Source organism: Colwellia sp. BRX8-4 (assembly GCF_014077345.1).
In the GTDB taxonomy this organism is placed as follows: Bacteria; Pseudomonadota; Gammaproteobacteria; order Enterobacterales; family Alteromonadaceae; genus Colwellia_A.
Genome location: NZ_JACGVS010000016.1, coordinates 72,016 through 97,120 on the forward strand (window position 1 = coordinate 72,016; position 25,105 = coordinate 97,120).

Annotated in this window: 20 protein-coding genes; 10 read left to right on the forward strand and 10 right to left on the reverse strand. The window is 36.6% G+C overall.

What is annotated here, in order from left to right; genetic code table 11:
* Positions 1-11: 11 nt before the first annotated feature.
* Positions 12-626, reverse strand: a complete 615-nt coding sequence (locus H4J56_RS13970; protein ID WP_182222326.1) for a PolC-type DNA polymerase III — start codon at positions 624-626, stop codon at positions 12-14.
* A 151-nt stretch (positions 627-777) separates the two neighbouring features.
* On the opposite strand from H4J56_RS13970, the gene H4J56_RS13975 reads away from it, so the two are divergent.
* Positions 778-1,191: a LexA family transcriptional regulator gene (locus H4J56_RS13975; protein ID WP_146801079.1), complete on the forward strand. Its 414-nt coding sequence runs from the start codon at positions 778-780 to the stop codon at positions 1,189-1,191.
* Complete coding sequence (locus H4J56_RS13980) at positions 1,179-2,435, forward strand: Y-family DNA polymerase (protein WP_182242846.1); 1,257 nt, start codon at positions 1,179-1,181, stop codon at positions 2,433-2,435. Before H4J56_RS13975 ends, H4J56_RS13980 begins: the two co-directional genes overlap by 13 nt.
* Before the next feature lie 174 nt (positions 2,436-2,609).
* Here the strand turns inward: H4J56_RS13980 and H4J56_RS13985 are convergent, their stop codons facing one another.
* The gene (locus tag H4J56_RS13985) at positions 2,610-3,833 is read right to left on the reverse strand and encodes an EAL and HDOD domain-containing protein (protein WP_182244499.1); all 1,224 of its coding nucleotides are present in this window, start codon (positions 3,831-3,833) and stop codon (positions 2,610-2,612) included.
* Positions 3,834-4,154: 321 nt separating this feature from the next.
* Between H4J56_RS13985 and H4J56_RS13990 the strand changes: the two genes are divergently transcribed.
* Positions 4,155-5,828, forward strand: a complete 1,674-nt coding sequence (locus H4J56_RS13990) for a DUF342 domain-containing protein (RefSeq protein WP_182251472.1) — start codon at positions 4,155-4,157, stop codon at positions 5,826-5,828.
* 170 nt (positions 5,829-5,998) lie between these two features.
* Here H4J56_RS13990 and hflX read toward each other — a convergent pair whose 3' ends face one another.
* A complete protein-coding gene (hflX, locus tag H4J56_RS13995; protein ID WP_070374388.1) occupies positions 5,999-7,351 on the reverse strand; it encodes a GTPase HflX in 1,353 nt (450 codons plus the stop codon).
* 347 nt (positions 7,352-7,698) lie between these two features.
* Between hflX and H4J56_RS14000 the strand changes: the two genes are divergently transcribed.
* The 6 genes from H4J56_RS14000 to H4J56_RS14025 all read left to right on the forward strand — a co-directional run bounded on the left by H4J56_RS14000 (position 7,699) and on the right by H4J56_RS14025 (position 11,278).
* A complete protein-coding gene (locus H4J56_RS14000; RefSeq protein ID WP_182251473.1) occupies positions 7,699-8,451 on the forward strand; it encodes an ABC transporter substrate-binding protein in 753 nt (250 codons plus the stop codon).
* 332 nt (positions 8,452-8,783) lie between these two features.
* Positions 8,784-8,930: a hypothetical protein gene (locus H4J56_RS14005; RefSeq protein WP_157470823.1), complete on the forward strand. Its 147-nt coding sequence runs from the start codon at positions 8,784-8,786 to the stop codon at positions 8,928-8,930.
* Positions 8,931-8,973: 43 nt separating this feature from the next.
* Positions 8,974-9,639: a sigma-70 family RNA polymerase sigma factor gene (locus H4J56_RS14010; protein WP_182251474.1), complete on the forward strand. Its 666-nt coding sequence runs from the start codon at positions 8,974-8,976 to the stop codon at positions 9,637-9,639.
* Between the two features lies 1 nt (position 9,640).
* Positions 9,641-9,922: an anti-sigma factor gene (locus H4J56_RS14015; RefSeq protein WP_182251475.1), complete on the forward strand. Its 282-nt coding sequence runs from the start codon at positions 9,641-9,643 to the stop codon at positions 9,920-9,922.
* A 39-nt stretch (positions 9,923-9,961) separates the two neighbouring features.
* Complete coding sequence (locus H4J56_RS14020; protein WP_182259501.1) at positions 9,962-10,531, forward strand: hypothetical protein; 570 nt, start codon at positions 9,962-9,964, stop codon at positions 10,529-10,531.
* Entirely contained in the window at positions 10,532-11,278 is a 747-nt protein-coding gene (locus tag H4J56_RS14025) for an NRDE family protein (RefSeq protein WP_182244497.1), read from the forward strand. It begins immediately after the preceding gene.
* A 12-nt stretch (positions 11,279-11,290) separates the two neighbouring features.
* Here the strand turns inward: H4J56_RS14025 and H4J56_RS14030 are convergent, their stop codons facing one another.
* Entirely contained in the window at positions 11,291-13,084 is a 1,794-nt protein-coding gene (locus H4J56_RS14030) for a lysophospholipid acyltransferase family protein (protein WP_182244496.1), read from the reverse strand.
* Between the two features lie 410 nt (positions 13,085-13,494).
* Between H4J56_RS14030 and H4J56_RS14035 the strand changes: the two genes are divergently transcribed.
* Positions 13,495-15,546, forward strand: a complete 2,052-nt coding sequence (locus tag H4J56_RS14035; RefSeq protein WP_182222333.1) for an EAL domain-containing protein — start codon at positions 13,495-13,497, stop codon at positions 15,544-15,546.
* A gap of 397 nt (positions 15,547-15,943) precedes the next feature.
* Here H4J56_RS14035 and H4J56_RS14040 read toward each other — a convergent pair whose 3' ends face one another.
* The 6 genes from H4J56_RS14040 to H4J56_RS14065 all read right to left on the reverse strand — a co-directional run bounded on the left by H4J56_RS14040 (position 15,944) and on the right by H4J56_RS14065 (position 25,085).
* Entirely contained in the window at positions 15,944-16,555 is a 612-nt protein-coding gene (locus tag H4J56_RS14040) for a fumarylacetoacetate hydrolase family protein (RefSeq protein WP_182222334.1), read from the reverse strand.
* 888 nt (positions 16,556-17,443) lie between these two features.
* Positions 17,444-18,022, reverse strand: a complete 579-nt coding sequence (locus H4J56_RS14045) for a peroxiredoxin family protein (protein WP_259366421.1) — start codon at positions 18,020-18,022, stop codon at positions 17,444-17,446.
* A gap of 104 nt (positions 18,023-18,126) precedes the next feature.
* Complete coding sequence (locus H4J56_RS14050; protein ID WP_220465954.1) at positions 18,127-19,662, reverse strand: amidase; 1,536 nt, start codon at positions 19,660-19,662, stop codon at positions 18,127-18,129.
* 168 nt (positions 19,663-19,830) lie between these two features.
* A complete protein-coding gene (locus tag H4J56_RS14055; protein WP_182214106.1) occupies positions 19,831-21,243 on the reverse strand; it encodes an MFS transporter in 1,413 nt (470 codons plus the stop codon).
* A 41-nt stretch (positions 21,244-21,284) separates the two neighbouring features.
* Entirely contained in the window at positions 21,285-23,264 is a 1,980-nt protein-coding gene (locus tag H4J56_RS14060) for a vanadium-dependent haloperoxidase (protein WP_182222335.1), read from the reverse strand.
* A 96-nt stretch (positions 23,265-23,360) separates the two neighbouring features.
* Positions 23,361-25,085: a CRTAC1 family protein gene (locus H4J56_RS14065; RefSeq protein ID WP_182214109.1), complete on the reverse strand. Its 1,725-nt coding sequence runs from the start codon at positions 25,083-25,085 to the stop codon at positions 23,361-23,363.
* Positions 25,086-25,105 lie beyond the last annotated feature (20 nt).

Here is a 25,105-nt window from a genome sequence, read left to right on the forward strand (position 1 = left end):
AACAAGATAAATTACCATTTAGTTAACAGCTTACTTACGTCACTTTTTGCTGTCTTTGATAACTTCTGTATTAATGCAAAAGGTACAAACTCGTGGTTAATTTTTTCTTCAATATCATCAAGCATCAACAACCACAATTTTGCCGTCATCTCAGCATCAAATAACGCCCGATGAAAAGCCCCATCTGATGGAATATTTTTATAACGAATAAGCGTACCTAATTTATGATTAGGTGCGTCTATATTGATTCTGCGAGAGACAAGTAACGAACAAATAAATTGCCCAAAGTATTTTCGATTAATGTTATTAAGCTCAGCGTCCAAGAATTTTTGATCAAAGGAAGCATTATGGGCAAGTAAATTATCGTCACCCAGAAAATCGGCAAATTGTGCCATCACTTCACCACAAGAGCCGACCTTAGCAAGCATCTGATTAGATATTCCGGTGTATTGCTCAATAAAACCACTGATCCTAAAACCAGGATTCATTAATGATTGAAATTTATCGGTAACCTTACCGTCTACAATTCTAACCGCACCTATCTCTATCGCTCTATCACCTTGATTGGGTGATAGTCCTGTGGTTTCAAAATCAAGTACCACTAACGAATTGGCATTTTCATGCATCTAAGTTAACCCTATAAATTTATGCAGCGCTGATTTTAACGGCTATATTTCAAAATGAAAGTAATCATTACTCGTAAGCAATGTTAAATTATTCTGTTCAATAATCAACTTAGAAACTATACTGTATAAAAACACAGGTGAGATTTAAGTAATGAAAGTTATTCCTATTTACATTGAAGCAGGTATTTCAGGGTTTGAATCACCCGCAGCCGAATATAAAGAACTGGGGTTATCATTAGATAAACTTCTTATTAGGCATCCTAATGCCACATTTATTGGCCAAGCATCTGGTGAGTCCATGCAGGGTGTGGGCATTTTTGATGGTGATTTACTTATCGTTGATCGCTCACTCACCGCCAGAAATGGTGATGTCATCGTGGCAAATTACAATGGCTGCTTTGTCTGTAAGTTGATTGATAAAAAGCAAGCTCGGCTGTTATCAGCGTCTAAAGATTTTGCGCCAGTTAGCATCAAGCCCGAAGACGACTTTCAATTAGAAGGTATTGTTACTCGCTCTATTCGACTCCATCATCAAGCTCCTGAATTAACCGCATGTATGCATTAGTTGATGCAGTATCTTTTTATGCCAGCGCAGAAAAAGTCTTCGACCCGAGCATAAGAAACAAGCCCGTTGTTGTTTTAACGAATAACGACGGCTGCATTTGTGCTGTTTGTCCTATTGCTCGACGGCTGGGTATTCCAAAATTCACCCCCTATTTTCAGATAAAGGACTTACTACATAAGCATGGTGTAGTGGTACGCTCTTCCAACTACGAGCTATATGCTGACTTAAGTGAAAGAATGATGAATGTTATTGCTAGGTATTGTGATGACCAATATATTTACTCAATTGATGAGTCATTTTTACATTTTAAAAACTATAGTGGCGTTATTAAAGATTGGCACCAATACGGCCATGAAATAAGACGTGCTATTTGGAAAGAAACCCGGTTACCGGTGGGAGTTGGCTTTGGCACAACATCAACCTTAGCTAAAGCAGCAAATCATGCAGCTAAAAAACTTGACGGTTACCAGGGTGTTGCCATTATTGATAACGCGCAAAGTGCGAAAGAAATATTAGAAAAAATGGCGGTAAATGAGGTTTGGGGTATTGGTAATAAAATATCTCAGCGACTAAAACAGCAAAATATTAGCACAGCTCATCAATTATCAATGCAGTGCCCTAAAATTATGCGCAAGCAATTTAGTGTTATCACTGAACGTACGGTTAACGAATTAAAGGGGATTAGCTGTTTAAGCTGGGATGATGTAAAAGCACCTAAACGGGAAATATTCTCTACACGTAGTTTTGGTCAACGTATTGTAGATATACATACATTACAAGCAGCCTTAACTACCCATAGTACGATAGTCGCTAAAAAAGTAAGGCGTCAATCTTCACTTATCAAAAAACTGCTCGTGTTCGCTTCAAGCTCCCCCCATGATGAAAATTATTATAAACAAACAATGGTTTATACTTTTCCTTTAGCAACAGATAATAGTTGTGATATTGCTACAGCGGTCAGTTTAATACTCGCTGAAATATTTATACCCGGTGTGCATTTTTATCGTTGTGGTGTCGGTGCAATCGCCTTGGAAAGCAGACAACATCAACAAGCTGATTTATTTTTATCTGATCATTCAAACCCAATACTAATGAATTGTCTTGATAGTATTAATAGTCGTTACGGTAAGGGGACATTGACCTTGGGCGCAGAGGGAAAATCAGACTCCTGGCAAATGAAACGGCACTTTTTAAGTCCACAGTACACAAGTAACTGGCGAGACATACCCAAAATTAGTTGCTAAAAAAATGAAAAAACACTTTTTAAGCCAACAACACAAAGGTAACCACGAGTAACTGGCAAGACATTCTCAAAATTAGTTGTTAGTGTTATTCGTAAGTTTAGCCACTGTAACCTTGAACTCATAATATTTAAGGATAAAGTTGCTAGTGATATAAAATGTCAAAGGGCTACCACCTTAAAAGATGTTCATCCCCCACTTTAATGCGTCGTAATAACAATTTAACAGTCTAGTTTCAGAAATTTTATTACTGCCAATACAACGAGTAACACGCTTACTCGTTGATACTTCATAATGCTTAGCCAATGTTAATAGTTCTGACAATTCACCTTGTTGCTCAGATAACGCCAGTTTGATATCTGATGAAAAAAGAAAACTCTTTACAATATCTGCCATGGGTAAATTTAATATGGCATCTAAATTACTCAATATTCCGGTTAGAAAAGCTTTTTCATTAAGGTGACTGAATGATTTTTCTTTCGTTATGAGTTCCATCATTTTAGCGCGTACTAAAGACTCGATAAAAAGTTCTGGTGAACTTTCAGATGATAATGCTGACATTGATATAATTGCAACATACGGCTTTATTTTATCTGTTCCCAAATAGGTAATAGCTTGCTTAATAGAGGTAATTTCAATATTGCCACACTCTGCGGCACTGTTTACCAACTTTAATATACCGCTAACTAACGTTACATCACGGCTAATAATTTCAGTCAGTTGGTTGAAGTCTAAGTGTGGTTTGTAAGCTTCTAAAAAAAGTTGAATTAAATTAATTTTTAGAGGAGATATAGACGTGCCGGACTTTATCTCGGGTTTGTGAAAAAAGTAGCCTTGATAATAGTCTATAGCTAGCGCTTTAAATTGTTGGTACTGCTGATTCGTTTCAATGCGTTCAGCAATTATTTTTATACGACTATTAGTTGATAATAGGCGTTTTTTCAGCCCTTCTATTTGAGTGAAAGTAACCTGTTCAATGTCAACTTTAATAATAGAGATATATGGAAAAAACACTTCCCATTTACTTTCGAAATTATAATTATCCAACGCAATGACATAACCCTTTTTATGAAGTTGAGCAACATTGAAAACGAGTTCATCAGAGATGTTAACTGTTTCAATAATTTCAACCACGATATTTTTTGGGTTAAAGAGCAAAGGCGACTTTTGTAATAAGGTAAACTCATCAAAATTAATAAAGGCCAATTTTCCAAGGCAAACATCGGCTAAATCACCCAATATATGGTTTTGAAGTATAACTTTTGAGGTTGCTTTTTCTGGAGAATCCCCATTAAATACATTCTCTAAACGGTCTCTAAAGAGTAATTCATAACCGATAGTTTTAAGATTTATATCTAAAATCGCTTGCCTTGCGATGAAAGTGTTTAATACTATTTCCATTAATCAAACCTATGAGATTTCGTCCTTTAATAGTAGTTGCTTTTCCTAGAAAATCTATGTAAATACTTATAAAACATAATAAAACCTATCAACGTATGGTTAGTTAGGTGTACAGTGACAGCAGACTAAAAAACACGCATTGAAAGATTAAAACGAGTCGATAAACTTTAATCTTGTCAATTCAGTGAACAGGCTGAATTTATTAGTATTCAAATAATAAACAATATTACAGCAGTAGCCGTAAACACCTTATTTATTAGCAATTAACCTCAATTTAAATGATAAAGTTGATATTAATGCAGACAAATCAATGAAGAATATATGTGTGATATAAAATTAACACTTCAAAACGAAGATAAAGATTTATTAATGACCATCACGCCTGTTAAAGGACAGCCAAAAGCTAACTTAAAAAAACTACAAACAACATTCAAATTATCTACATATTCTACTTTTTTACTGATTGACGGGGCGATGGAGTTACTACTAGCAGAAGTGGCTAAAAGTGATGAGAGTGATGAATCAAAAACGACGACAGGTATAAGTTCAATCATAGCAAATGCTGTTGATGCGAATTTAAAGGTCACGTTGGGGCCTGAAAATATGTTAGCTACATTAGAATTTACCGCAGCTTATGGTGGTAAAACCATTGAAAATACTGATGTTATTAATGTATTAAAAGAAAACAATATAACCAAGGGTATCATTAAAGAAAACATCATCAATATTGTAAAAGAGGGGCAGTTACTTCAAGGAGGTAAAAGTATATCTACCGAAATAGCAAAAGGTAAAATGAGCAGAAATGGAAAGGATGGTTACGTAAAATATTTAGTCGATAACCCCGCAGAGCAAATTATGTGTCCTAAGAAGCTCGAAAATGGCAATGTAGATATGCGTGAATTAGGTAATTTAATTCATGTAAAAGCAGGTAAAAAATTAGCTAAGCTAATACCACCAACCGATGGTGTTAAAGGCTTTGATGTAACCGGAGCGGCTATAGATGCAGTATCAGGTGAAACATGTTTTTTAGAGGAGTCTGAAGGTTCTTCTTTTTTAGATGAAAACAACAACATTCTTGTTGCTGCTATTGATGGTATGCCCAAGTATTTAGATAATAGTGTCGCTGTGCATAAGTTACTGGAAATTGAAAATATAGATGTTGGCACCGGAAACATTCGTTTTGATGGCTCTATTTATGTGCAAGGCAATGTTTGTGAAGGTATGCAATTATCCGCAACTGAAGACATCGTCATTGGTGGGTTAGTTGAAACCGCTTCAATTTCTGCAGGCGGCAATATATCGATTGCACTGGGCATTATTGGTCGACAAATATCAGACAAAAATAAGTTAAAAAACAGTACAGTGATCAAAGCAGATGGAGATATTAGCGCGCAGTTTGCACAATATGTCGATTTTTTTTGTAAAAAAGATATTAACATTACACAATATATTTCTCATAGCCACATTACAGTTGAAGGTGATTTATGGGTGGGTAATATCGCTAATGACAAAGCGGATGGAAAGTTGTTTGGTAGCCATGTACTCGCAGGAGGTTTCGTTCATATAGGCACTCTTGGTTCAGCTTGTGGCGCAATGACCTATTTAAATTTCAATTATTGGCCCAAAACTGTCGAAGAATTAAGAATAAGTGCAGACGAAGCAAACTATAAAATAATTAGGCGCTTACCTAGAATATATAAATTATTACGAAAGGCTAACGACCTAGATAACGAAAATACTAAACAGATAAATCGTATTACCCATGCATTAAAGCAGCACTTATACTTGTTAGGTAAACTCAATAAAGAATGGCTAGAAAAAGCGAATAATATCAATGAGCATTTAGCGATTTTTGAGCTAACAGCTTATCAGTCAATACTTTCGGGTGTAAATATTGAAGTCGCCAATAAAAACTATGCTTTTAAGCGTGACCATGAAGCCACACAGATAAAGTGGCTTGAAAATAAAATCAGTATAGAGCCAATAGTTAATTAATTGAAATAACTTAAATGAATTAACCTTCGAACACCATACTGATTCACTAGAGAAACCTTAGATTTTTAAATATTTATCCATGTATAATCCTAGAACATTAATGACTCAGCAATAAATCACCGGGTTCACCACAGACATTGCTCAAATTAATGAACAGCACAGCCATCACTTTATAAGTTCTGCATGCGCTTTTTTAATCTCTCTAAATCAATCGCGTTTGAGCGTACTGTAAGTTTAATGTGACTATACTCATAGTCTTCCTTGGTAACACTCATGCTCGATCGAATTTCACCTATGATACCTTTAGCGGTATAAGGAATAATAATCTCATCTTCAATCATATCGTCCTGCGCTGCGTTAACAATATATTTATGCAGCTTAGTGATATCAAGAGGATTTCGAGTAGAGGTGATCATAGCATCAGGAAACTCTTCCATCAGTGCTTGTTGTTGCTCAATACTAAGTTGATCAGATTTGTTGAGTACCAGTAATTTCTTACTGTCTTCAACACCGACTTCTGCCAGTACTTCGTGCACAACATCGAGTTGTGAACGAAAGGAAGCATCCGAAGCATCAACCACATATAAGAGTAACGAAGCATCATGAGCTTCGGCTAAGGTTGAATGGAATGAGGCAACCAAATCGTGCGGCAACTTTTTAATAAATCCAACCGTGTCTGACACTAATATCCGTGGTTGTGTGGCTGGGTATAGTGCACGAACTGTGGTATCAAGTGTTGCAAAAAGTTTGTTTTCGCCAACAACATCACTACCGGTAATCGCTCGCATCATTGATGATTTACCCGCATTGGTATATCCCACCAATGCCACACAAAAAAGCTCAGAACGTTGAGTACGTCGGCCTTTCATTTCATGTTGAACACTGACCAATTCGCGTTTAAGGTCGGCTAATTGGTCGCGTACTGCTCGGCGGTTAAGTTCAAGCGTTGTTTCACCTGCACCTTTACCCATCTGACGTTCTTTATCACCACATGATGTTTCACGAAGTCGTGGTGCTACATAATTAAGACGAGCAATTTCAACTTGTAGTTTTGCTGTTTTAGTACGCGCATGACGACTAAATATTTCAATAATAATACCGGTGCGATCAAACACCTCTACGCCTAACTGATTTTCGACGTTACGCAGTTGAGATGGACTTAAGTCACAATCGAAGACCACGACATCTGCACAACCAAAAGGCAGGTTTTCTGATGGGATATCTGAAGGCACAGCAGAAATGTCAGTTTCATCGAGTAAATCATCAGCGTCATCTAAGCCTTCAACGACACCCTGGTTACCCGTAAGGTGAGCTATTTCAGCTAATTTCCCCAAGCCCAGTACATTAACTTTCTTAGTCGAACTCTGCTTTTGAGATTGAGTGCCAACCACTTTGAAGCCAAGTGTTGTCACTAAGCGCGCAAGCTCTGCAAGTGATTCTGTTGCTTCATCACCTTTAAAGTGCGGTGTGCAAATAGAAATAAGTAAAGCGTTAGTAAGTGATGCTTTTGCTGTTAGTTGCATAATTATTTATGTTAGTGCACCTGAAGTGCAAACCTAAGTTTTTATCTAAAGTAGTGTTATCCTACGCTGTTATAGCTAAGCTTTATAGGGCAATGGCAGACTAAATAGCGAGTTTATTTTAGTTGATAAGAAATCACTGAATGATGTCGGCAGCAGATCCCGCGATTAAGAGAATAAACGCGGCTTAGTATGATGCACGCGATTATGATTCACCGCCAACTAAAAGCCTAAAACTTGCTGTAATCTATTAATAAAAGATTAATAATATCAACAGATTTAAATTACCTTATTTACTATTATTTAACTACACTCTTAATCAATGAACAATTAGTTGTGGTGTTATATTCATGTCAAAAATATTAAGCGGCCTACTTTTTACCTATCTACTTTTATTCTCAACGGTGTCAACGGCGCAGCAAGTCATAAAAGTGGGTGTCGGTAACTTTCCTCCTTATTTTATTGAAAAAGGCACACAAGGCTTATTTGTTGAAATCATTGATGAAATATTCAAAAAGCTGCCACAATATAAAGTGCAATACATCCCCATGAGTAATAACCGGATCTTACATGAAATTAACTATGGTAAGTCAATTGATGTTGCTTCTAATATTTTTCCCAGTTCAAAAGTAAAAGCCTACTTATCAGAGCCAGTGTTTCGCTTTAGAGATGTAGCAGTTTCGAAAAAGTCAGCTCAGTTAATTATTAATAATATAAGTGACTTGCAAGGAAAGTCTATTGCCGCATACCAAGGAGCTACAGAGCTGCTTGGTGAACAATTTAAGAATATAGCAAAAGAAAATACAAAATATTCAGAGCATGCCCACCCTAAAGAGACCACTCAACTGATGCTTTCTGGAGAAAAGGTGATTAGAGTCGGTGATATCAACGTATTTTGGTATGATTTAAATAATAAATATTATAGTGATGAAGCGAGCATAGCCCGTAACAATTTTACCGTACATTATTTATGGCCCTTTACCTACTCGAATATGGCTTTTAAAGACAAGTCACTAAAAGATGCGGTAAATAAAGTGATCAAAGAATTAAAACAAAATGGCTCAATAGAAAAAATTTATGCAAGCCATGAAATGCAAAAGTAAGTTGCAGGGACTTATGATGACTCAATAACAATGCTTTATATTACGCAATAGAGACAAGGTAGAGTATCTTATATTTCAACTCAATTGCTGTAATCAAGTGCCCGTAAGCAATTTTACTTTAAGCCTGTTAACACTTTTTATCTATTACCTATTACCTATTATCAGTTAAAGTCCACCCATAATAAATAAGACGGATAGTAACAGGTTACAGAAAACGCAATACCGTTATTTAACATCACCACACTGCCGCTTAGCGTTATATAATCATAATGAGCGTGCTTTGTAGTACTTCTTTTACGATAACTAATTTATTAGAGGTCAATAACTCTTTCATGGGTAAAGGTGCACTTGGGTCTGTTATCGCTTACCAGCCATCATCCCAAGGTACCGTAACGGCTGCTACTATTATCGTGAACATTAATGACACTAAAAAAACAGCCTTAAAATTAAATAGTGATTTTCAATTAATTATTCGTTAACTTAGTTAGTTGATGCGCTAAAATTAAAAAGGTTACAACTTTTTTGAAAAAACAATCTTCCGCTACTTTAAGCCAAGATATCGATAAAGAAGATGAACTAGTTGAGAAGCTGATCAATAATAATGCTTTCGCTTACGAGGCATTAGTACGTCAATACAGCGCAAAAATGTATACCCTTGCATGGCGCTTTTTTTCCACCGATGACGATGCACAAGAGTGTTTACAAAAAGCCTTCATTCAAGTTTTTAACAATATCACCTCTTTTAAAAAAAATTCAAACCTGTCGACTTGGCTGCACCGTATTACGGTAAATGAAGCGCTAATGATGCTTCGACAAAGAAAAAGGCAAAACACTACCTCAATAGAAACATTTTATCAGCAATACAATGACTATGGAGAGCGTACGCAATTTGCCGATAATTTAGGCCATAGCTTAAACGATAACCTAAATAATAATATTGAAATGCTATTTGAAAAAGGTGAAGAAAAATTATCGCTTAATAATATTATTTACCAACTTCCTGAGAAATATTGTAACGTTTTACTGCTTAGAGACATCCAAGAACTAAGTACCAAAGAAACGGCTGAAATTTTAGCAATATCTGAAGCTTCAGTGAAAACTCAATTACACCGAGCTAGGTTACTTTTAAAAACTATTTTAGAACAGGAAGACATAAAGAACGCAGAAAAAAATTGGAAGGTAAACTGATATGTTAATGATTAAGCGATTAATAGCCCAGCACATGCCAGGTATGTTGACCTGCGAAGAGGTTGACAATTTTCTATATGATTTTCATGGCGGTAATTTATCTTACATTGAAAGCTTTAAATTTAAACTGCACTTAAGTATGTGCCCAGAATGCAGAGATTACTTAGAGGGCTATAAAAATGCCATTCGTCTTTCTCAAACAGGGTTTATTAAAGCAGAGCAGGGCCCAGAGGTCCCAGAAGATCTTATACAAGCTATCTTAAAGAGTCGAACGTCTAAATAGTTCATTTTATTAATTCTACTATTGGAAATTTAAAAAAGAATGATCATCAGTCAATTGGAAATTATTGAACAAGGTCAGTTGTATCTTAATACTGTCTCTAAAAAAAATTATACACAAATCGTTCAACCTAACTTTATCAGTTCTGCAGGCACCCATATGCGGCATATTATTGATCATTATTTAGCGGTAATGTCAGGTATTGAAAATAAGTTGATTAACTATGATCTTAGGATGCGTGGTGGCCAAATAGAGTTATCTCCTGAACTTGCTATCGCTAAATTAAATGAAATAGCTAATTGGATTCAAGGCATGTCCGAAGACAAGCTCAATCAAGTGATAACATTAGCGACAGAAGTATCGGTAACCAATAAAAACATACAAAAACTACAAACCTCTGTTGCTAGAGAATTAGTTTTTGTCGGTAGCCATGCTACTCATCACTATGCGATGATTGCTCAGATAACTTTTGCTCAAAAAAATGCGCTACAAGCAACCGAATTACCCCAAGATTTTGGCTTGGCGCCTGCTACAGCAACTTTTTTAAGACAGTGTAATGAACAATCTACTGATGCTAAAAGTAAAAATAAACTTTTATCTGTGATTAATTAAATGTGCACGTTAACGTATTTACTCAATGATAATGGTTATGAGTTATTTTTCAATCGTGATGAACAACGTTCTCGCTTGTTAGCTATTCCCCCTAAATATTATCCAATAAGTGGCGCCATTTATCCCGTAGACCCTGTTGGTGCGGGTACATGGATAGCTGTCAGCAAAAAAGGCTTATCGCTCGCTTTATTAAATAATTATCAAGCACCGGCTAATAATCACAATAACGTGATCAGTCGTGGACAACTTATTCTTTCTTTACTGCAAAACCAAACGAGTGTTATTGAGCAATTAGAAACTATGGACCTAAAGGTTTTCCAACCTTTTCAACTGTGCATTTTCCCTGAAGATTTATCGATTAAAAAACCAAAAATTCACTGCGTAAAGTGGAATGGTAAGCAACTGATTGAGGTAAGCGTTGATGGTAAAGCTGACTTACCGATAACATCATCAAGTATTGATTTTATTGACGTGCGCCAAAAGAGAAAATATCGCTTTGAACAGTCTGTTAATGGTAAAGAATTATTATCAAAGCAACACAAAGACTTTCATTTTTCGACAGAAAAAGACGGTAAATATGCGGTTAATATGCAAAGAGAAGATGCGAGAACAGTCAGTATCTCTCACTTATCAATAAAAACTTGTCTCGCTAAAGAAAGTGAAATTTGTTTTGAGTACTTTGATAATGTTTTACAAAAATCTCACACAGTTTTGTCTCCAAAAGAAGAGAGCATTGAATTCGCATAATATTTATTATTCTCAAATGGCACTTAACTCACCACTTTTAGCATAATTTATATACGCGGCTTTAGATGAACCTAAATAAAGCTTTAATAGCTTGTCAGGTGCTGCTGGTAAATTAACACTAAGCAACAAGCCTGGCGTGTCATTGAAATTAACATCTATGCCCGTGCAATGAAATTTAGCCCCTAACTTATAATATTGTTTCAATAATACCGGGACATCTTTACCATCTTTTTCGATGCCCATCACTAATGCCGACAACTGATTTAAAGAGACAGGTGCTGCGCTAATAAAATCTTTTACTTCTGGATGAAGTTGCCCGGCAAAGGATTTTTTAGCGCTAACGCCCTCTTTATCTGTCACCATAATTTCATCAATTAAGGCAACTGAGCGAGGATCATATAGTTTGCTTAATGATACCGTGCCATACAATGTTCGGTAATGTGGGTTTTGACAGACAAAAGCGCCAATGCCTTTCCATAATAACAGTAAGCCATGAAAACTGTTTTGGTGCGCAGCAATGATAAATGAGCGGCCCATTTCTAAACAAGGTTGTTGTTGATTAATAAACTCAGGCGCAAAATCAAACATTTGCGCAAGATAAAGTTTTGATACATCGCCATTTTTTTGTAAAAGGTCGGTCTGTCCTATTCGATAGGCACCAATAATCTCTTCATTTTTATGATCAAAAATAAATAAATGCATGTACGTTGCATCAAATTTATCGGTATCGCACGCTTCACCACTCCCTTCATCTAAAGTTCTAAACGTTATTTCCCGTAATCGAGTAATTTCTTCTACACAATGTGGAATTTGTTGTTGATAACCATAATAGACAGAGAATGATTTAAAATCTAATAAGTGTTGTATTTCAGGCAGTTGAGCAAGCTCTTTTTTCATTACTTTTTTATCCACCATAGGAATAACCGCTTCAAATGATGTTCTTTGCTCATGCTCAAGCCAAGGGCTAAAATAGTTATCATCGTTTAAATAGCATTGTAAGCGGACAAAATCATTCATTCTTTTAGTACCATTAAATTCATTAAGTTGCTTTATGGTGAGCAGATTATTGGTTTTTAAAGCGATGTTATGTGCTTGTAATTTAAACATTTCATGCGCTAACATTAGTAGTCGAAAACGATAATAAACTCTCCCCATATTATGAAAAAGTTTGCTATTAGCACCTGATATAAAAACAGGTAAGATAGGCGAGTCGGTTTTTGTGGCAAGCTTAATTGCGAGTCGATTCCAATCAGCATCGGCAATTCGTTGTTTATCCGCTTGAAAAAAAGAAACACGCCCTGCAGGAAATATGACCAACAAGCCATCTTTTTCGAGATGTCGAAAACATTGTTTTATTGCCAAGCCATTGATCAAAGCTTTAGGCTTTAATGGATTAGCAAAGATAAAGTAATCTTTAATTTCTTTAAATATTGTTAAACCGACGTTTGCCATGACCTTAGTATCAGCACGAACCTCGGTTAATAAATACGCAATAATAACCCCTTCAATCATGCCATAAGGATGGTTACAGACAATAATACAACGGCCACGTTGCGGTATTTTTGCCAAAACACCATTAATACCAGAAACCTGAACACCTAAACCATTGAGTAATTTTTGTGAAAATTCTTGTTTGTTTAATCCAGATAATTCACAAGACTCATAAACCCTGCGCAGTTTACTTATCCCTAATAACTTATCCCAAAAAGGCCCGGTAATTTTAAGCATTGTGCCCAGCAATGTATTAGGCGCCATAGCCGCAAGACGTAAATCTGAATAAGGTTTTTCTAGTGGTTCATTGTTCATAAAGTCTTCAGTTATAAGGAAATGATTATATTAACGCGATCGAAGGGCTTCCCCGTTAACTTTTGATACTATTTTAGATGTTACACGCAAGATAAAGGTTACAAATTTCACTAAAAAATTAAAGTACTTATAATGTTTTATCACACAAAGGCTGAATTTATCAATAAGAGCTATAACACACTTGGATTAGCCTATGATCCCGCCCCCTCGACAAAGGAATATAGTCTTTAGGTGTATTATTGGTATTTATAACTTAAGCATCTGATAAGGTTTAGTTAACTATAGTCATTATCTCGCATATTGTTGTTAAATAAATTTCATAAAAACGAGCTTTTTACTTAATTTTAACTAAGATTATAAAACAACTAATAATGCTGACACGCTATGTTGTTAATGAGGGAATATGAAATATGGGCTATTTGGACAAAGCGTTAATGAAAGACGAAATAACTGCGGGTATTCTAACATTAAATGCTAACTACATATTAGTAGCAGTAAACACTGAATACTTACTGATGACAGGGCTTGATAAGACCGACTTACTCGGTTATTCAATTGATAAAATACACAAGTTTTCTGCAGATAAAGTTCAGCAAAATAACAGTAACCCTGACTTTGGTCACTTCAGCTCAACTTTACAGCAAAAAGATAACAGACAGCTTCCTGTAGACGTTTGTTTTTTTTCTTTAACAAAAAATAACGAAGAACAAACATTACTCTTTTTTAAAGCAACTAATTATAACGATATTACTAAATCTAATATTTCTATTATTGAACAAATTTTTAACCACTCCAATGAAGCGATTGTAGTGACTGATAATCAAGGTTATATACAAATAGTCAATAAAGGTTTTTCTCATATAACCGGTTATACGCAAGAAGAAGTTTGGGGGAAAACCCCAGCTATCCTAAGCTCTGGAAAACAAGATAAATATTTTTATAAACAATTTTGGCAAAAGCTTATTAATGAAGGGGGTTGGCAAGGCGAAATTTGGAATAAAAGAAAAAATGGTGAAATTTACCCTGAGTGGTTAAATATAAGCAGTATCAAAGACAGTAACGGTCACATTTCTAATTATATTTGTCAGTTTACCGATATTACCAGTCGAAAAAAATCTGAAGAAGAAGTTCACTTTCATGCCTATCACGACACATTAACTAGCTTACCTAATCGACATCTATTATTTGAAAAACTTGAACATTTATCTGAACTTCATCGTGAAACCCCCACTTACTTTGCTGTGCTTTTTTGTGATCTAGACAGGTTTAAATCTATTAATGATTCTCTAGGACACGAAGTAGGAGATGAGTTATTAAAGAGTGTCGCAAATAGGCTTAATGCTAAATTACGTGACAATGACATTATAGCAAGAAGTGGTGGTGATGAATTTATAGTTGTTGTTGAGGGAGAAAAGTCACTAAGAAATTTAGATAAAATTTGTGAACAAATATTATCCCTTTTTGAAAAACCTTTTAAGACCAAATTTGGTGAGTTTAAAACAACGATAAGTATTGGTGTAAGTACATTTCCTTTAGATTCACTTGATGTTAAAGAGCTTATTTCATTTGCTGATGTTGCTATGATGAAAGTAAAAAAGTCAGGAGGAAATTATTATTCATTATTTGATACTAAAGAAAAAGAGTTAATTAAACGTAGGATGGAACTTGATAGAGAAATTTATCAAGCAATTGAAAATAAACAGTTTGAAGTCTGGTATCAACCACAAATAAATGCTGATAATGGTGAAGTTTATGGCATCGAATGCTTACTTAGATGGATTCACCCTGAGCAGGGGATTATATCACCCGCCCTTTTTATTCCAATAGCAGAAGCAAACGGAGCTATTAAAGAGCTAGGCCACTTTGTCTTAAAAAGCGCATGCCGGCAATTACGAGTGTGGAGAATTAATAATTTGTTTACTGGGGTTATGGCGATTAATATCTCATTGCGACAGTTTGATCGCAATGATCTTTTTGCTCAGGTACAAAAAGTATTAACAGAGGAGATGATCCCTGGTAATGCTATTGAACTTGAGGTCACTGAATCTCTTTTTTCTGAAGATAATAATCATCACACTGCTATTTTGGTGGCTTTGAGAGAATTAGGAGTCAAAATCGCAATTGATGATTTTGGTACTGGCTATTCTTCGTTACAACGCTTAAAAAGTTTACCTATTGATAATGTAAAAATTGATAAATGCTTTGTTGATAATATTGTAAATTGTCCAGAAGACAGAGCAATAGTAATGGCATTAATTTTGCTATCGAAAACCTTCAACGTTAGCCTCATTGCTGAAGGTATAGAAACGCAAGAACAAGCAGATAAGTTGTGTGAGTTAGGCTGTAGCAACCATCAGGGTTTTCTTTATAGTAAACCGCTAAGTGCGAGTGATTTTGAAAAGTGGTTGTTAGCATTCAAACAAAAAAATCAACATAACGCTCAACACAAAGAAAATGGCTAATGAAATCATTTAACTTACCGAATCATCCTGACACTGAAGATCATATAAGAAAGCACGCTGAGCTAAGAAATAAATTTCATTTACTAGAAGAAAAACTCACACATTATAATATCGATATACATCATAAAAGAGCGATATTTCTTTATAGCTGGCTAGCTAAACATATTTTAAAATCTGACATGGAGTATAAGTCTTATGCACTATCGATAGATGAAGGAAGTTTTATAAAGTGATATACGCTAAACAAGGTCGATATGACGTCCCTTTCGCCATAAAACAACTTTATTAATGAACCTTCCTTAACGATGAGGCAGCGTTGGAGGGCGACTAATTAAAGCGTTCATCTTATTTTAGTCGCGCTATATTTAATGGCCCTTTTTATCTAGCGCCTATAAAGTTATTGAACAAGCCAAGATTGTTCAATAATAATTTCTTCATTTTTATATATTTTAGCGGTAAATAACTGACCCGAATTTATAATGCCCACACCTTTAGGCGTGCCAGTCATAATAATATCTCCATCTTCAAGGGTTAAGAAACTTTGTATATCAGTGATTAACATTTCAGGTTTGTTGATCATCAGTGGGTAATTAGCGAATTGTATAAGAAGGTTATCTATAAATAACTCCATTTTATAACTTTTATAATCGCCATCACAGTTAACAAAGTTGCTAAATACGGCCGATTTATCAAAAGCTTTAGCTCGCTCCCAAGGTAGACCTTTTGATTTAAGCACATTTTGAAGCTTTCTTTTTGTCAGATCTAAGCCAAAGCCTATACCAGAAATTTGATTGTTCTTAATAATAAAACTGATCTCACCTTCATAGTGTATTTCATCAGATTGATGGCTTTCTATCTCATTAGAAATGGCGGAGTTAGGCTTAATAAAAACTACCGGCTCTGCTGGAATTTCATTGTTTAGCTCTTCAATATGCTCGACATAATTTCGGCCAATGCAGACAACCTTTGAAGGGATAAAGTCGAGACCATCATGCTTAACACTGTTCATTTATGTTGTTCCTTTGTCTTAATAGGTTAACTTAATTTTTATTAATATCAGTTAGCGGGGCCATCGGCTAATGAATAGCTAAGTAAAACACCCTAGCATCAAAATCGTAACATAGGATAACTTAATCATTTATCGATATCGATATCGTAGATAAATATAATTTAATAGATATTTAGAGAAATTAGCAAAGAATATTGTAGCTAGATTAGCCAAATATGATAAATCAGGGGGATTGATTGAAGTGAAGTAAAAGTAGCGATTTAGTCGAAGCTTAGTGGTTATATCGCTAAGATTCGACTTAAATCATTGCCTCAACTCATGGTGTTGAATTGAGGGTTTATCTTGTTATTAAGCTTGGTATATCCATTCTAAAAAACATTTAGAATCGGTGTTATTGCCAAACTTGATTAACTTAGTACCATTTTGATCGTTAACAACAACATTGTGTTTGTTAACTGAAATGAAATTAATAGGTGATTTAATTGAATAAATCGTTCCTTTATATGTATAAGACATAATAAAACTCTTTAATTTGCGCTGCTGCGCATTAATAATAAAAGCCATATTACTGTGTGAAAACGTTTAGATATTTATAAATATCTGATCAAGAAATAATGGATCTTGATAACCTCAGACAACAATTTAGGCTTAGTAATTTGAGTGATGACTGACTGTGAAAGGGAAAGACATAACATTGATTATCACAAGTACTAATCACAAGTGATAATAGGTTAAATAAACGAGAGGGGGATAATTAACAAAACAACTATAAACAGCTTAAACGTGAAAGTAAACATTTTTTTAAATTATTATCTATTTATTATTGTTTAGCCTCTATTCCTTACTATTTTAAAAAGTAGAGGCTGTTATACGACTAAAATCTATCGCTTATTTGATGGTACTTAACTGCTGGTATAAATCGATAAACTTTACACGTTTGCGATAACCTTCAAAAAAGTATTTATGAAAGATAGTCCCTGCAGGGTCAATAATCACAACACCAGGATAAGGAATGCCATAATTATCATCGCCCATTTGGTAATCTTTATTAAGAATACCATAGGCTTTTACCGTCGCCGCCGCTTGATCTGACAACAAAGGATAGGTTAATTGATGCGCCTTAGAGAAATCGTTTAAGATGTCAGTACTGTCATAAGAAATAGCCGCAACACCGTAACCTAACGCTTTAAATTTATCAGCATATTCATTGAATTCAATTAAGTGGCGTTTACAAAAGGGACACCAGTCAGCTGAACGAAAAAATAAGATGATTAATCCTTTTTCAGCGGTTAAGTCCTCAATGTTAACCACTGATTTTGTTGCATCTATTACCGTTAAAGCCGGTGCTTTGTCACCCACTTTAGGCCCAACGTTTATTGAAGTCTGCTTGGCAAAAGCGCTGTTAATAAAAAGCATAGAGAAAAGCAAAGTGACAATGACCGGTATATATTTTTTGTTATTAACCATAATTTTTATAAACTCTTATATGAAGTAAATGTTTGTACTAAAACTATAGACCGTGCATCTGCATTATTTACTTCATCTAGTTGTTATTAATTTACCAGAGATAATTACTGTAGTTTTGGCGCAACGCGATGTTGAGTCGCTTGTTCATAACCAAAAGCAGCTTCAATCAAGATACCTTCTTGTAACTTGCCGGAAAACATTGATAAGCCAACAGGTAAGCCATGTACATAGCCCATGGGTAGCGTAATATGAGGGTAACCTGATATTGCCGCAGCAGAAGATGCAGCACCTAAATAATGGTCGCCATTAACCCAATCAATTTTCCACGCGGGCCCTGTGGTTGGGGCAATAATCATATCAAGATTGTGCTTTTCAAGTAACGCATCGATGCCTGCTTGTTGTGTTAAACGTTTCGCTTTTGCGAGTGCATCAAGATAAACTTTATCAGTAATGTCCCCTTTAGCTTGTGCCATCAAAAATATTTCTTGTCCAAAATATTTCATTTCAATATCAGCATTTATTTTATTGAATTCAATCATTTCACTGAGTGATTTTGGCATGCCTGGTGCTGTTTTTGAAAGATACTTATTGAGCTCGTCTTTAAATTCATAAAGCAGCACTTCAAATTCAGAATCGCCCCACTGATCTTTTTTTTCAAAATTAACGTCGTCTACGATCACTGCACCTTGGCTTTTAAGATCTTGTACTGCCTGACTAAAAACATTGTCTAGCCCTTGATGATAACCCATTAGATTTCGAGCAATACCGATACGCTTACCTTTAAGACCATCAAGCTTTAAATGTGAGAGGTAATCTATCGTTGAAGACATTCCATCTTGATCACTTGGGTCTGCTTTTACCATTGCCGCTAACAAAATAACCGCATCGGTTACATTTCTCGCCATAGGGCCCGCTGTATCTTGACTATGCGCAATGGGGATAATACCGTCGCGACTAACGGTGCCTAAGGTTGGTTTTATTCCAACAACCCCATTAATTGCCGCTGGACAAGTCACTGAACCATCAGTTTCAGTACCTATTGTTACCGTAGCGAAGTGAGCCGCAGCAGCAATACCAGAACCTGAACTAGAGCCACAAGGACTAGTTGTTATATCGTAAGGGTTTTTACTTTGTCCATATAAACCGCTCCAACCACTTGATGAAGCGGTTGAGCGAAAGTTTGCCCATTCACTTAGATTGGTTTTTCCTAAGATAATCGCGCCAGCTTCTTTGAGTTGTTTAACCAAAAAAGCATCATCATCTGGAAAATTATTGGCTAAAGCAGTTGAGCCTGCTGTGTTTGCCATACCATCAGTAGTATCTATATTGTCTTTAAGTAGAATAGGAATACCATGCAAGCTGCCTTTAAAGCCATTTTTAAGGAAATAAAGGTCAAGTGCTTTAGCTTGCTTGAGGGCATTTTTATTTAATTGCACCACTGAATTTAGCGTCATTCCTTTGTCATCATATGTCGCAATGCGTTTTAAATAGAATTGCACCAATTGTTCGCTGGTTAATTGTTTACTTTGCATTTGCTGATGAATGTCGTTAATGGTGGTATTTTCATTAATATCGGCACGAACATTAAAAGCCATTACCGAGCAAAAAAATAATAAAGCTAACGGTTGAAAAATTTTCATCTTAATTCCTAAAATATAACGTTGCGCATTTTATAATTTAAATTGGGGGTACTTGTCTATAGATGGCTAATAATTAAACGAAAAGAATCTTTAATTGCTGTTATTAAATCGATACAAAAACGATAAGTTGTTTAATACTTATCGTTTTATAAGGTTATTTTGTCTGAATTAAGCTTTTGAATGTTCCTGTACTTTCGTCCAAGCCAACGCTGAAATTGCGAGTGCAATAGCACTAATTTGAAACACTACACTTTTATCGGCAACTTTACTGATGAATAAACCAATCGCTAAGCTAACTAACAACTGCGGTAATACAACAGACAAGTTGAATAGGCCCATATATAGGCCCATACGAGACTGTTCAACCTTTTCAGACATAATGGCAAACGGTAAACTAATAATAGCAGACCAACCAATTCCTAATAACGCCATAAGTAAGTAAAGCACTTCTTTTACATCTCCAAACATGACGACTAATCCATAGCCAACGGCCATACTGGCGATGCAATAGGTATGGGTTTTTACTCGTCCTATTTTTTTAGCTATCGGTTCAAGCACAAATGCCGGTAATAAAGCAGACACTGCACTTAAAATGAGAAAACTCATCGCTATAACTTTGCCTAAATCATCGTCTGACAAACTTGGCATTTTGTCTTGAAGAAAAGCAATAATAAAAACAAACATCGTTTGTACGCCAATCCAACTGAAGGAATGAGCGGCTAATACTTTTCTAAAACCAATGCTGTTATCACTGCAACTCTCTTTAGCAAATAAAGTAATAACAACAAAATACAAGGTAATGATTGCCGCAATAACTTCAGCCCAGTAATGATCGGTTTTTATACCTGATATTTGTAAAGCCATCGCATAAATATCGTAAATAATGAAGCCCCACAAGGGTTTTATGTTCATCAACACCATTGTAAACGAGACTTTATCTTGAATAACATCGCGTTGACTTACTAATAATTCTTTGGGTTCGCTAATAAAAAAAGGAGCTAATATTGATAGAAAAAACACTAATCCTGCGCCTAAATAAATAAGTATAAAGTTCCCCCACGTAGCACCAACCGCATAAGCCAATACACCAAAAGAGCCTGATACCGTTTGCATCCAGGTATAACCTTTAGTGCGAGCATCACCTTCAGGGGTTACATCCGCGATAATGGCACGTGTTGGATTAAAACTAATATTTATCGATAAATCTAAGGTTAACGCAACAGCAATCGCTACGCCGAGCAATCCTGAGATGCCAAGTGATGAAGAAACAATATCAATATTGGGTAAAGCCAATAACATCATAGCGGCTAACACACCACCGATGAGGATAAACGGACGGCGACGGCCATTCCAAAACCAAACATTATCGCTAATAATACCAACTATAACTTGTCCTAAAATCCCCGCAATAGGTCCTGCGGCCCACACTAAGCCGACCTGATGAATATCAAGACCGTATTGAGTAGTTAATATCCAGCTAAGCGCTGATATCTGTACTGATAAAGCAAACCCCATCGCTGTTGCGGGTAGGCTCAATAGCATATAGAAAGATTTACTAAGGTTTTTTTGAATGGCCAACATTTTTATTATTCTCTTTTTATTATTTGCAGTCGCATTAAAGGTTATTGACTAAAATAGTCTTGTACAAACTCAAAACTATTTTTACCTATTTTCTCACCAATTAAGCGACCGGTAATATCATCGGCAGGTGGATGAATACCTCCCCAAATACGTGACAGACTACATTGATCAGAAGCATCTTGATAAGTCGCCCATTGCAGGGTCATATTGACACTTGGCCCTTGTTCAAAAACTAAAAACTCATTGGCAACCACGTCAAATTCGCTCATTCCGCCAGGGAAGTATCGTGAACCTGTCATTGCGGTCATTAATTCGGCAGCGGCTCTAGAATAAGTAGAATGCCCAGATACATAGCCGGCAAAAGGTGGGGTCACAAAAGAGGGACGCTGATAAGGCCACCAATTCTCAGCTAAAATCCAATCAACACCGGCTTTATCAGTAGCGGGGTTGTTAATGTAATCTGGGCCTTTCCAGCCATAAATTTTAATTTTTCCGACATTTTGTTTATTGTCCCCTGCTAATGCATCGTTCGCTCCAACAAGTTCGATGTAACCATCGACAAGAAGAATTCCGTTAAGGTGATAAGAAGGTAATTGCTCATCGCTACTTTGTCCTAGGTCGGCCATTGCACGAATGGCTGAAACAGGTCGAATATAATCGTAGCGCCCCTTGATCCCCCAAGCTGCGATTGCCGCGTCATGCATAGTACCCCCCATGGCAAAATAGCTTTTTATATCCCATTCTAAATTACCTAATATTTCGCCAGTACCCGCCCAACGTTTTTCAAGTAAATTATGGTCGCTAACGGTATTTAGGATGACAAACCAGTGACCCGGCGGTGTTTCAGACTCAGGACCGTCTGCCCAGAACTCGGCGAGTACTCGGCCATAGTCACCACGAGGCACAATCTGCTCTTGGTAAGGTTGGTTAGTTACTGGGTTAAGGATATAACCGGCACTGGTATCTCCGCCGTCAAGTTGATTGTAAAACTCATTATATTGAGAAAAGGTTGTTGGAAAGCTATTAATGTTACCGATACTTTTTGGCGATATATCCCATTCGACACCGTCATTCTCATCTAAATGAGCTGACCATATCGCGACTAACGAAAAGCCCCACTTATATAAATCCGCTGTATCTGAACCTATCAACGGCGGCATCCCTGGATCATGGTAAACCTGATAGTCAAATCCATCACGGGTAAAAACAGTTTTGTCATTTGCAGATAAGGAAAATGGAACAACTTGTCCCCATTCTGGGCTTAAAAATTCAGGCATATCGTCAACAGGGTTTCCTGCTTGATCAATATATCCCTGAATAGAAAGGGGTTGCCAGCGATTTAAGTCAACAATAGTCGGGTTACCCGACTGCCCAGTTCCCAAAGCTAACGCAGGGTTAACCGATTGGTAATGGCGATTACTGTAAAACTGTTGTTCGTTAGCGCCATCTTGTAAGCCAAAATTGATATAGCATTGGGCGATAGCATTACCAAGAGCTGCAGCTGAACCATTAGCATAGTCGACAGAAGTATCATCAACATCAAAGCCTAAGCGCGTCATTAAAGCATCCGCTGTGGCAATAATATTATTGGCTCCAGGTGATAAGCGAAAACGATGTTTGATCATTTTATAACTGGCGAAACTTATCGCTTGCTCTTGAAAAGGGATAATGTCGATAGGCAAATCAACGGCTTGTGCAAGACAATTAAACCCAGCAACATTATTGCCCCATAAAAAAGGTTTCACTTGCGGGCGATAAACAGACCAAGCGTCAAACATTGCTGATGAAATATGGAATAAATTTCGAGCATGTACCGTAGGGCGCGCATAGTCATTTCGTATCGCATGCAGTAAAACTTCATTCCACTGTCTTGCAACTGACTGTCCACTTCGCTCGGGTGTTATTGTTATTGGCGCAGCAACAATCACTTCATTTTTACTGCTTGAACTTGAACCACCGCAAGCCGTTAATAATAATGGGCTTAACATGAGTGGCAGGATAATGTTTTTTACTATTTTCATTTTGCTCGGCTTAATCATAAGGTCTACTTATTATTTTTATACTTATTTTGATTCTAACAATTATTGGCTAGCAACTAAATAATTAGTCAATAGCGGCTAAATACGCTCGATAGTCACAAATTTATTGACCGCTACTTGAGTGATCACTGACTCTTCGCCATCAGGCCACACCACACGTATACGGGTTATTATTGACGACTTACCTAAACCAAAGTGTGCTTCAACCGGGTTTTGTGATACATAATTTGTCCCTGATTTTAATTCCCGCATTTGACGAATATCACCACTACTGACATATATCCTTGCCCCTAGGGCCTGAGAGTTACTGGTTGCATCAATCAATTTGATATTGATAAAGTTATTCTGACCCGTCTTACTGCCGCCATTATTACAAAACAACTTAGGTGGCTCATCATGGTTAGCAATATAAATATCTTGATCACCGTCTTTGTCATAATCAAAACATACTAAGCCTCGCCCCATCGACTTGTCATCAATACCGACATCGATGGATGACTCTTTAAAAGTACCATCGCCATTAGCAAGAAAGAGTCGAGAAGGATCGTCTAAAAACATTTTTTCAATATTTTCGCCATACATACCATTAACAACAAATAAATCTTGTAAGCCGTCGTTATTGAAATCACTAAAACAAGTCGCCCATGCCCAAGAGCTATGACGAACACCAAGCTCGTCTGTTTTATCAAGAAAAGTGCCATCGCCCTGATTCTGATAAAAGCGATTGCCTGGAGACAGCCAACCTAACTTTGCCGGTTCGTCTCGATAAGATATTGCGCTAACAAACCAGTCTAAGTCGCCATCATTGTCGTAGTCAGCCACTGCTGAGCCCATGCCAGTATTATCTGTTATCACTTCATGGTCAGTGATATCGGTAAACGTGCCATCTTTATTGTTTTTGTAAAGACGGGTTTGCGCATAATCTGTTACTAAGAGTAGGTCGACCCAACCATCGTTATTAATATCAGAGAATGTTGCGGTTAAGGTTTTATCGGCATTACTGGTATTTTTTATACCGGCTTCAAAGGTGACATCTGAAAAGGTTGAATCGCCATTATTCTGCCAAAAATAGGCAAAGTAACCGCTACGTTCTTCGGTCCAATGAGTAACAAACAAATCAAGGTCACCATCTTTATCGTAGTCAGCCCAAGTGCCTGAAAAATTATTACCCGGCAGTACCAGACCTGAACTCGCAGTAATGTCTAGGTATTGTTCATTTCCTTGATTAACATAAAGCTTTGCCGCATCGCCACCGACACCACCAACAAATAAATCTAATAAGCCGTCACCATTAAAATCACCAAAAGCAGGACCACTGCCTTTATTTTTTTGAGCAACACCTGAAAAGCTAGCTCGGTCGGTAAAGGTACCATCACCTTGATTTTTTAATAAAACATTGGCTTGCCCTTCACCACCTATCGCGTATAAATCTACCCAACCATCATTGTCAAAATCACCTGCAGCCACACCACCAGACATACCTAATACGCCATCACCATCGGGCATTGAATGGCTAAAGGTAATACCCGCTTGCTGAGAAATTTCCGAAAACTGTAATGATTGCGCACTATTCTCAACGGCATGGCACTGATGACTAGCGCTGCCAATGGCAGCCAGCTCAGTAACCTTTGCAGCAATACCAACAACTTGTGGCCCAATTAAAACAGGTGTTTCAACACCTGTTTTCTCGACAGGCTTATCGTTACTCGCGCTTCCGCCACCACAACCTGATAGCGCAGTAAGTGCGAAGCTTAATAAGAAAAGAAAGGGGTAAACGTAAAGTGATGATCGCGTGTTTTTCATGTGAATACCTATCAATAACT

Bases quoted from the DNA above. Each gene is read 5' to 3' on its own strand.
- H4J56_RS14035 (WP_182222333.1), top strand. From the start codon at position 13,495: ATGGGCTATTTGGACAAAGCGTTAATGAAAGACGAAATAACTGCGGGT.
- H4J56_RS13990 (WP_182251472.1), top strand. From the start codon at position 4,155: ATGTGTGATATAAAATTAACACTTCAAAACGAAGATAAAGATTTATTA.
- H4J56_RS13985 (WP_182244499.1), bottom strand. From the start codon at position 3,833: ATGGAAATAGTATTAAACACTTTCATCGCAAGGCAAGCGATTTTAGAT.
- H4J56_RS14040 (WP_182222334.1), bottom strand. From the start codon at position 16,555: ATGAACAGTGTTAAGCATGATGGTCTCGACTTTATCCCTTCAAAGGTT.
- H4J56_RS14055 (WP_182214106.1), bottom strand. From the start codon at position 21,243: ATGTTGGCCATTCAAAAAAACCTTAGTAAATCTTTCTATATGCTATTG.
- H4J56_RS14060 (WP_182222335.1), bottom strand. From the start codon at position 23,264: ATGAAAATAGTAAAAAACATTATCCTGCCACTCATGTTAAGCCCATTA.
- H4J56_RS14015 (WP_182251475.1), top strand. From the start codon at position 9,641: ATGTTAATGATTAAGCGATTAATAGCCCAGCACATGCCAGGTATGTTG.
- H4J56_RS14000 (WP_182251473.1), top strand. From the start codon at position 7,699: ATGTCAAAAATATTAAGCGGCCTACTTTTTACCTATCTACTTTTATTC.
- H4J56_RS14005 (WP_157470823.1), top strand. From the start codon at position 8,784: ATGGGTAAAGGTGCACTTGGGTCTGTTATCGCTTACCAGCCATCATCC.
- H4J56_RS14020 (WP_182259501.1), top strand. From the start codon at position 9,962: ATGATCATCAGTCAATTGGAAATTATTGAACAAGGTCAGTTGTATCTT.
- H4J56_RS14045 (WP_259366421.1), bottom strand. From the start codon at position 18,022: ATGGTTAATAACAAAAAATATATACCGGTCATTGTCACTTTGCTTTTC.
- H4J56_RS14050 (WP_220465954.1), bottom strand. From the start codon at position 19,662: ATGAAAATTTTTCAACCGTTAGCTTTATTATTTTTTTGCTCGGTAATG.
- H4J56_RS14025 (WP_182244497.1), top strand. From the start codon at position 10,532: ATGTGCACGTTAACGTATTTACTCAATGATAATGGTTATGAGTTATTT.
- H4J56_RS14030 (WP_182244496.1), bottom strand. From the start codon at position 13,084: ATGAACAATGAACCACTAGAAAAACCTTATTCAGATTTACGTCTTGCG.
- H4J56_RS14065 (WP_182214109.1), bottom strand. From the start codon at position 25,085: ATGAAAAACACGCGATCATCACTTTACGTTTACCCCTTTCTTTTCTTA.
- H4J56_RS13975 (WP_146801079.1), top strand. From the start codon at position 778: ATGAAAGTTATTCCTATTTACATTGAAGCAGGTATTTCAGGGTTTGAA.
- hflX (WP_070374388.1), bottom strand. From the start codon at position 7,351: ATGCAACTAACAGCAAAAGCATCACTTACTAACGCTTTACTTATTTCT.
- H4J56_RS13980 (WP_182242846.1), top strand. From the start codon at position 1,179: ATGTATGCATTAGTTGATGCAGTATCTTTTTATGCCAGCGCAGAAAAA.
- H4J56_RS13970 (WP_182222326.1), bottom strand. From the start codon at position 626: ATGCATGAAAATGCCAATTCGTTAGTGGTACTTGATTTTGAAACCACA.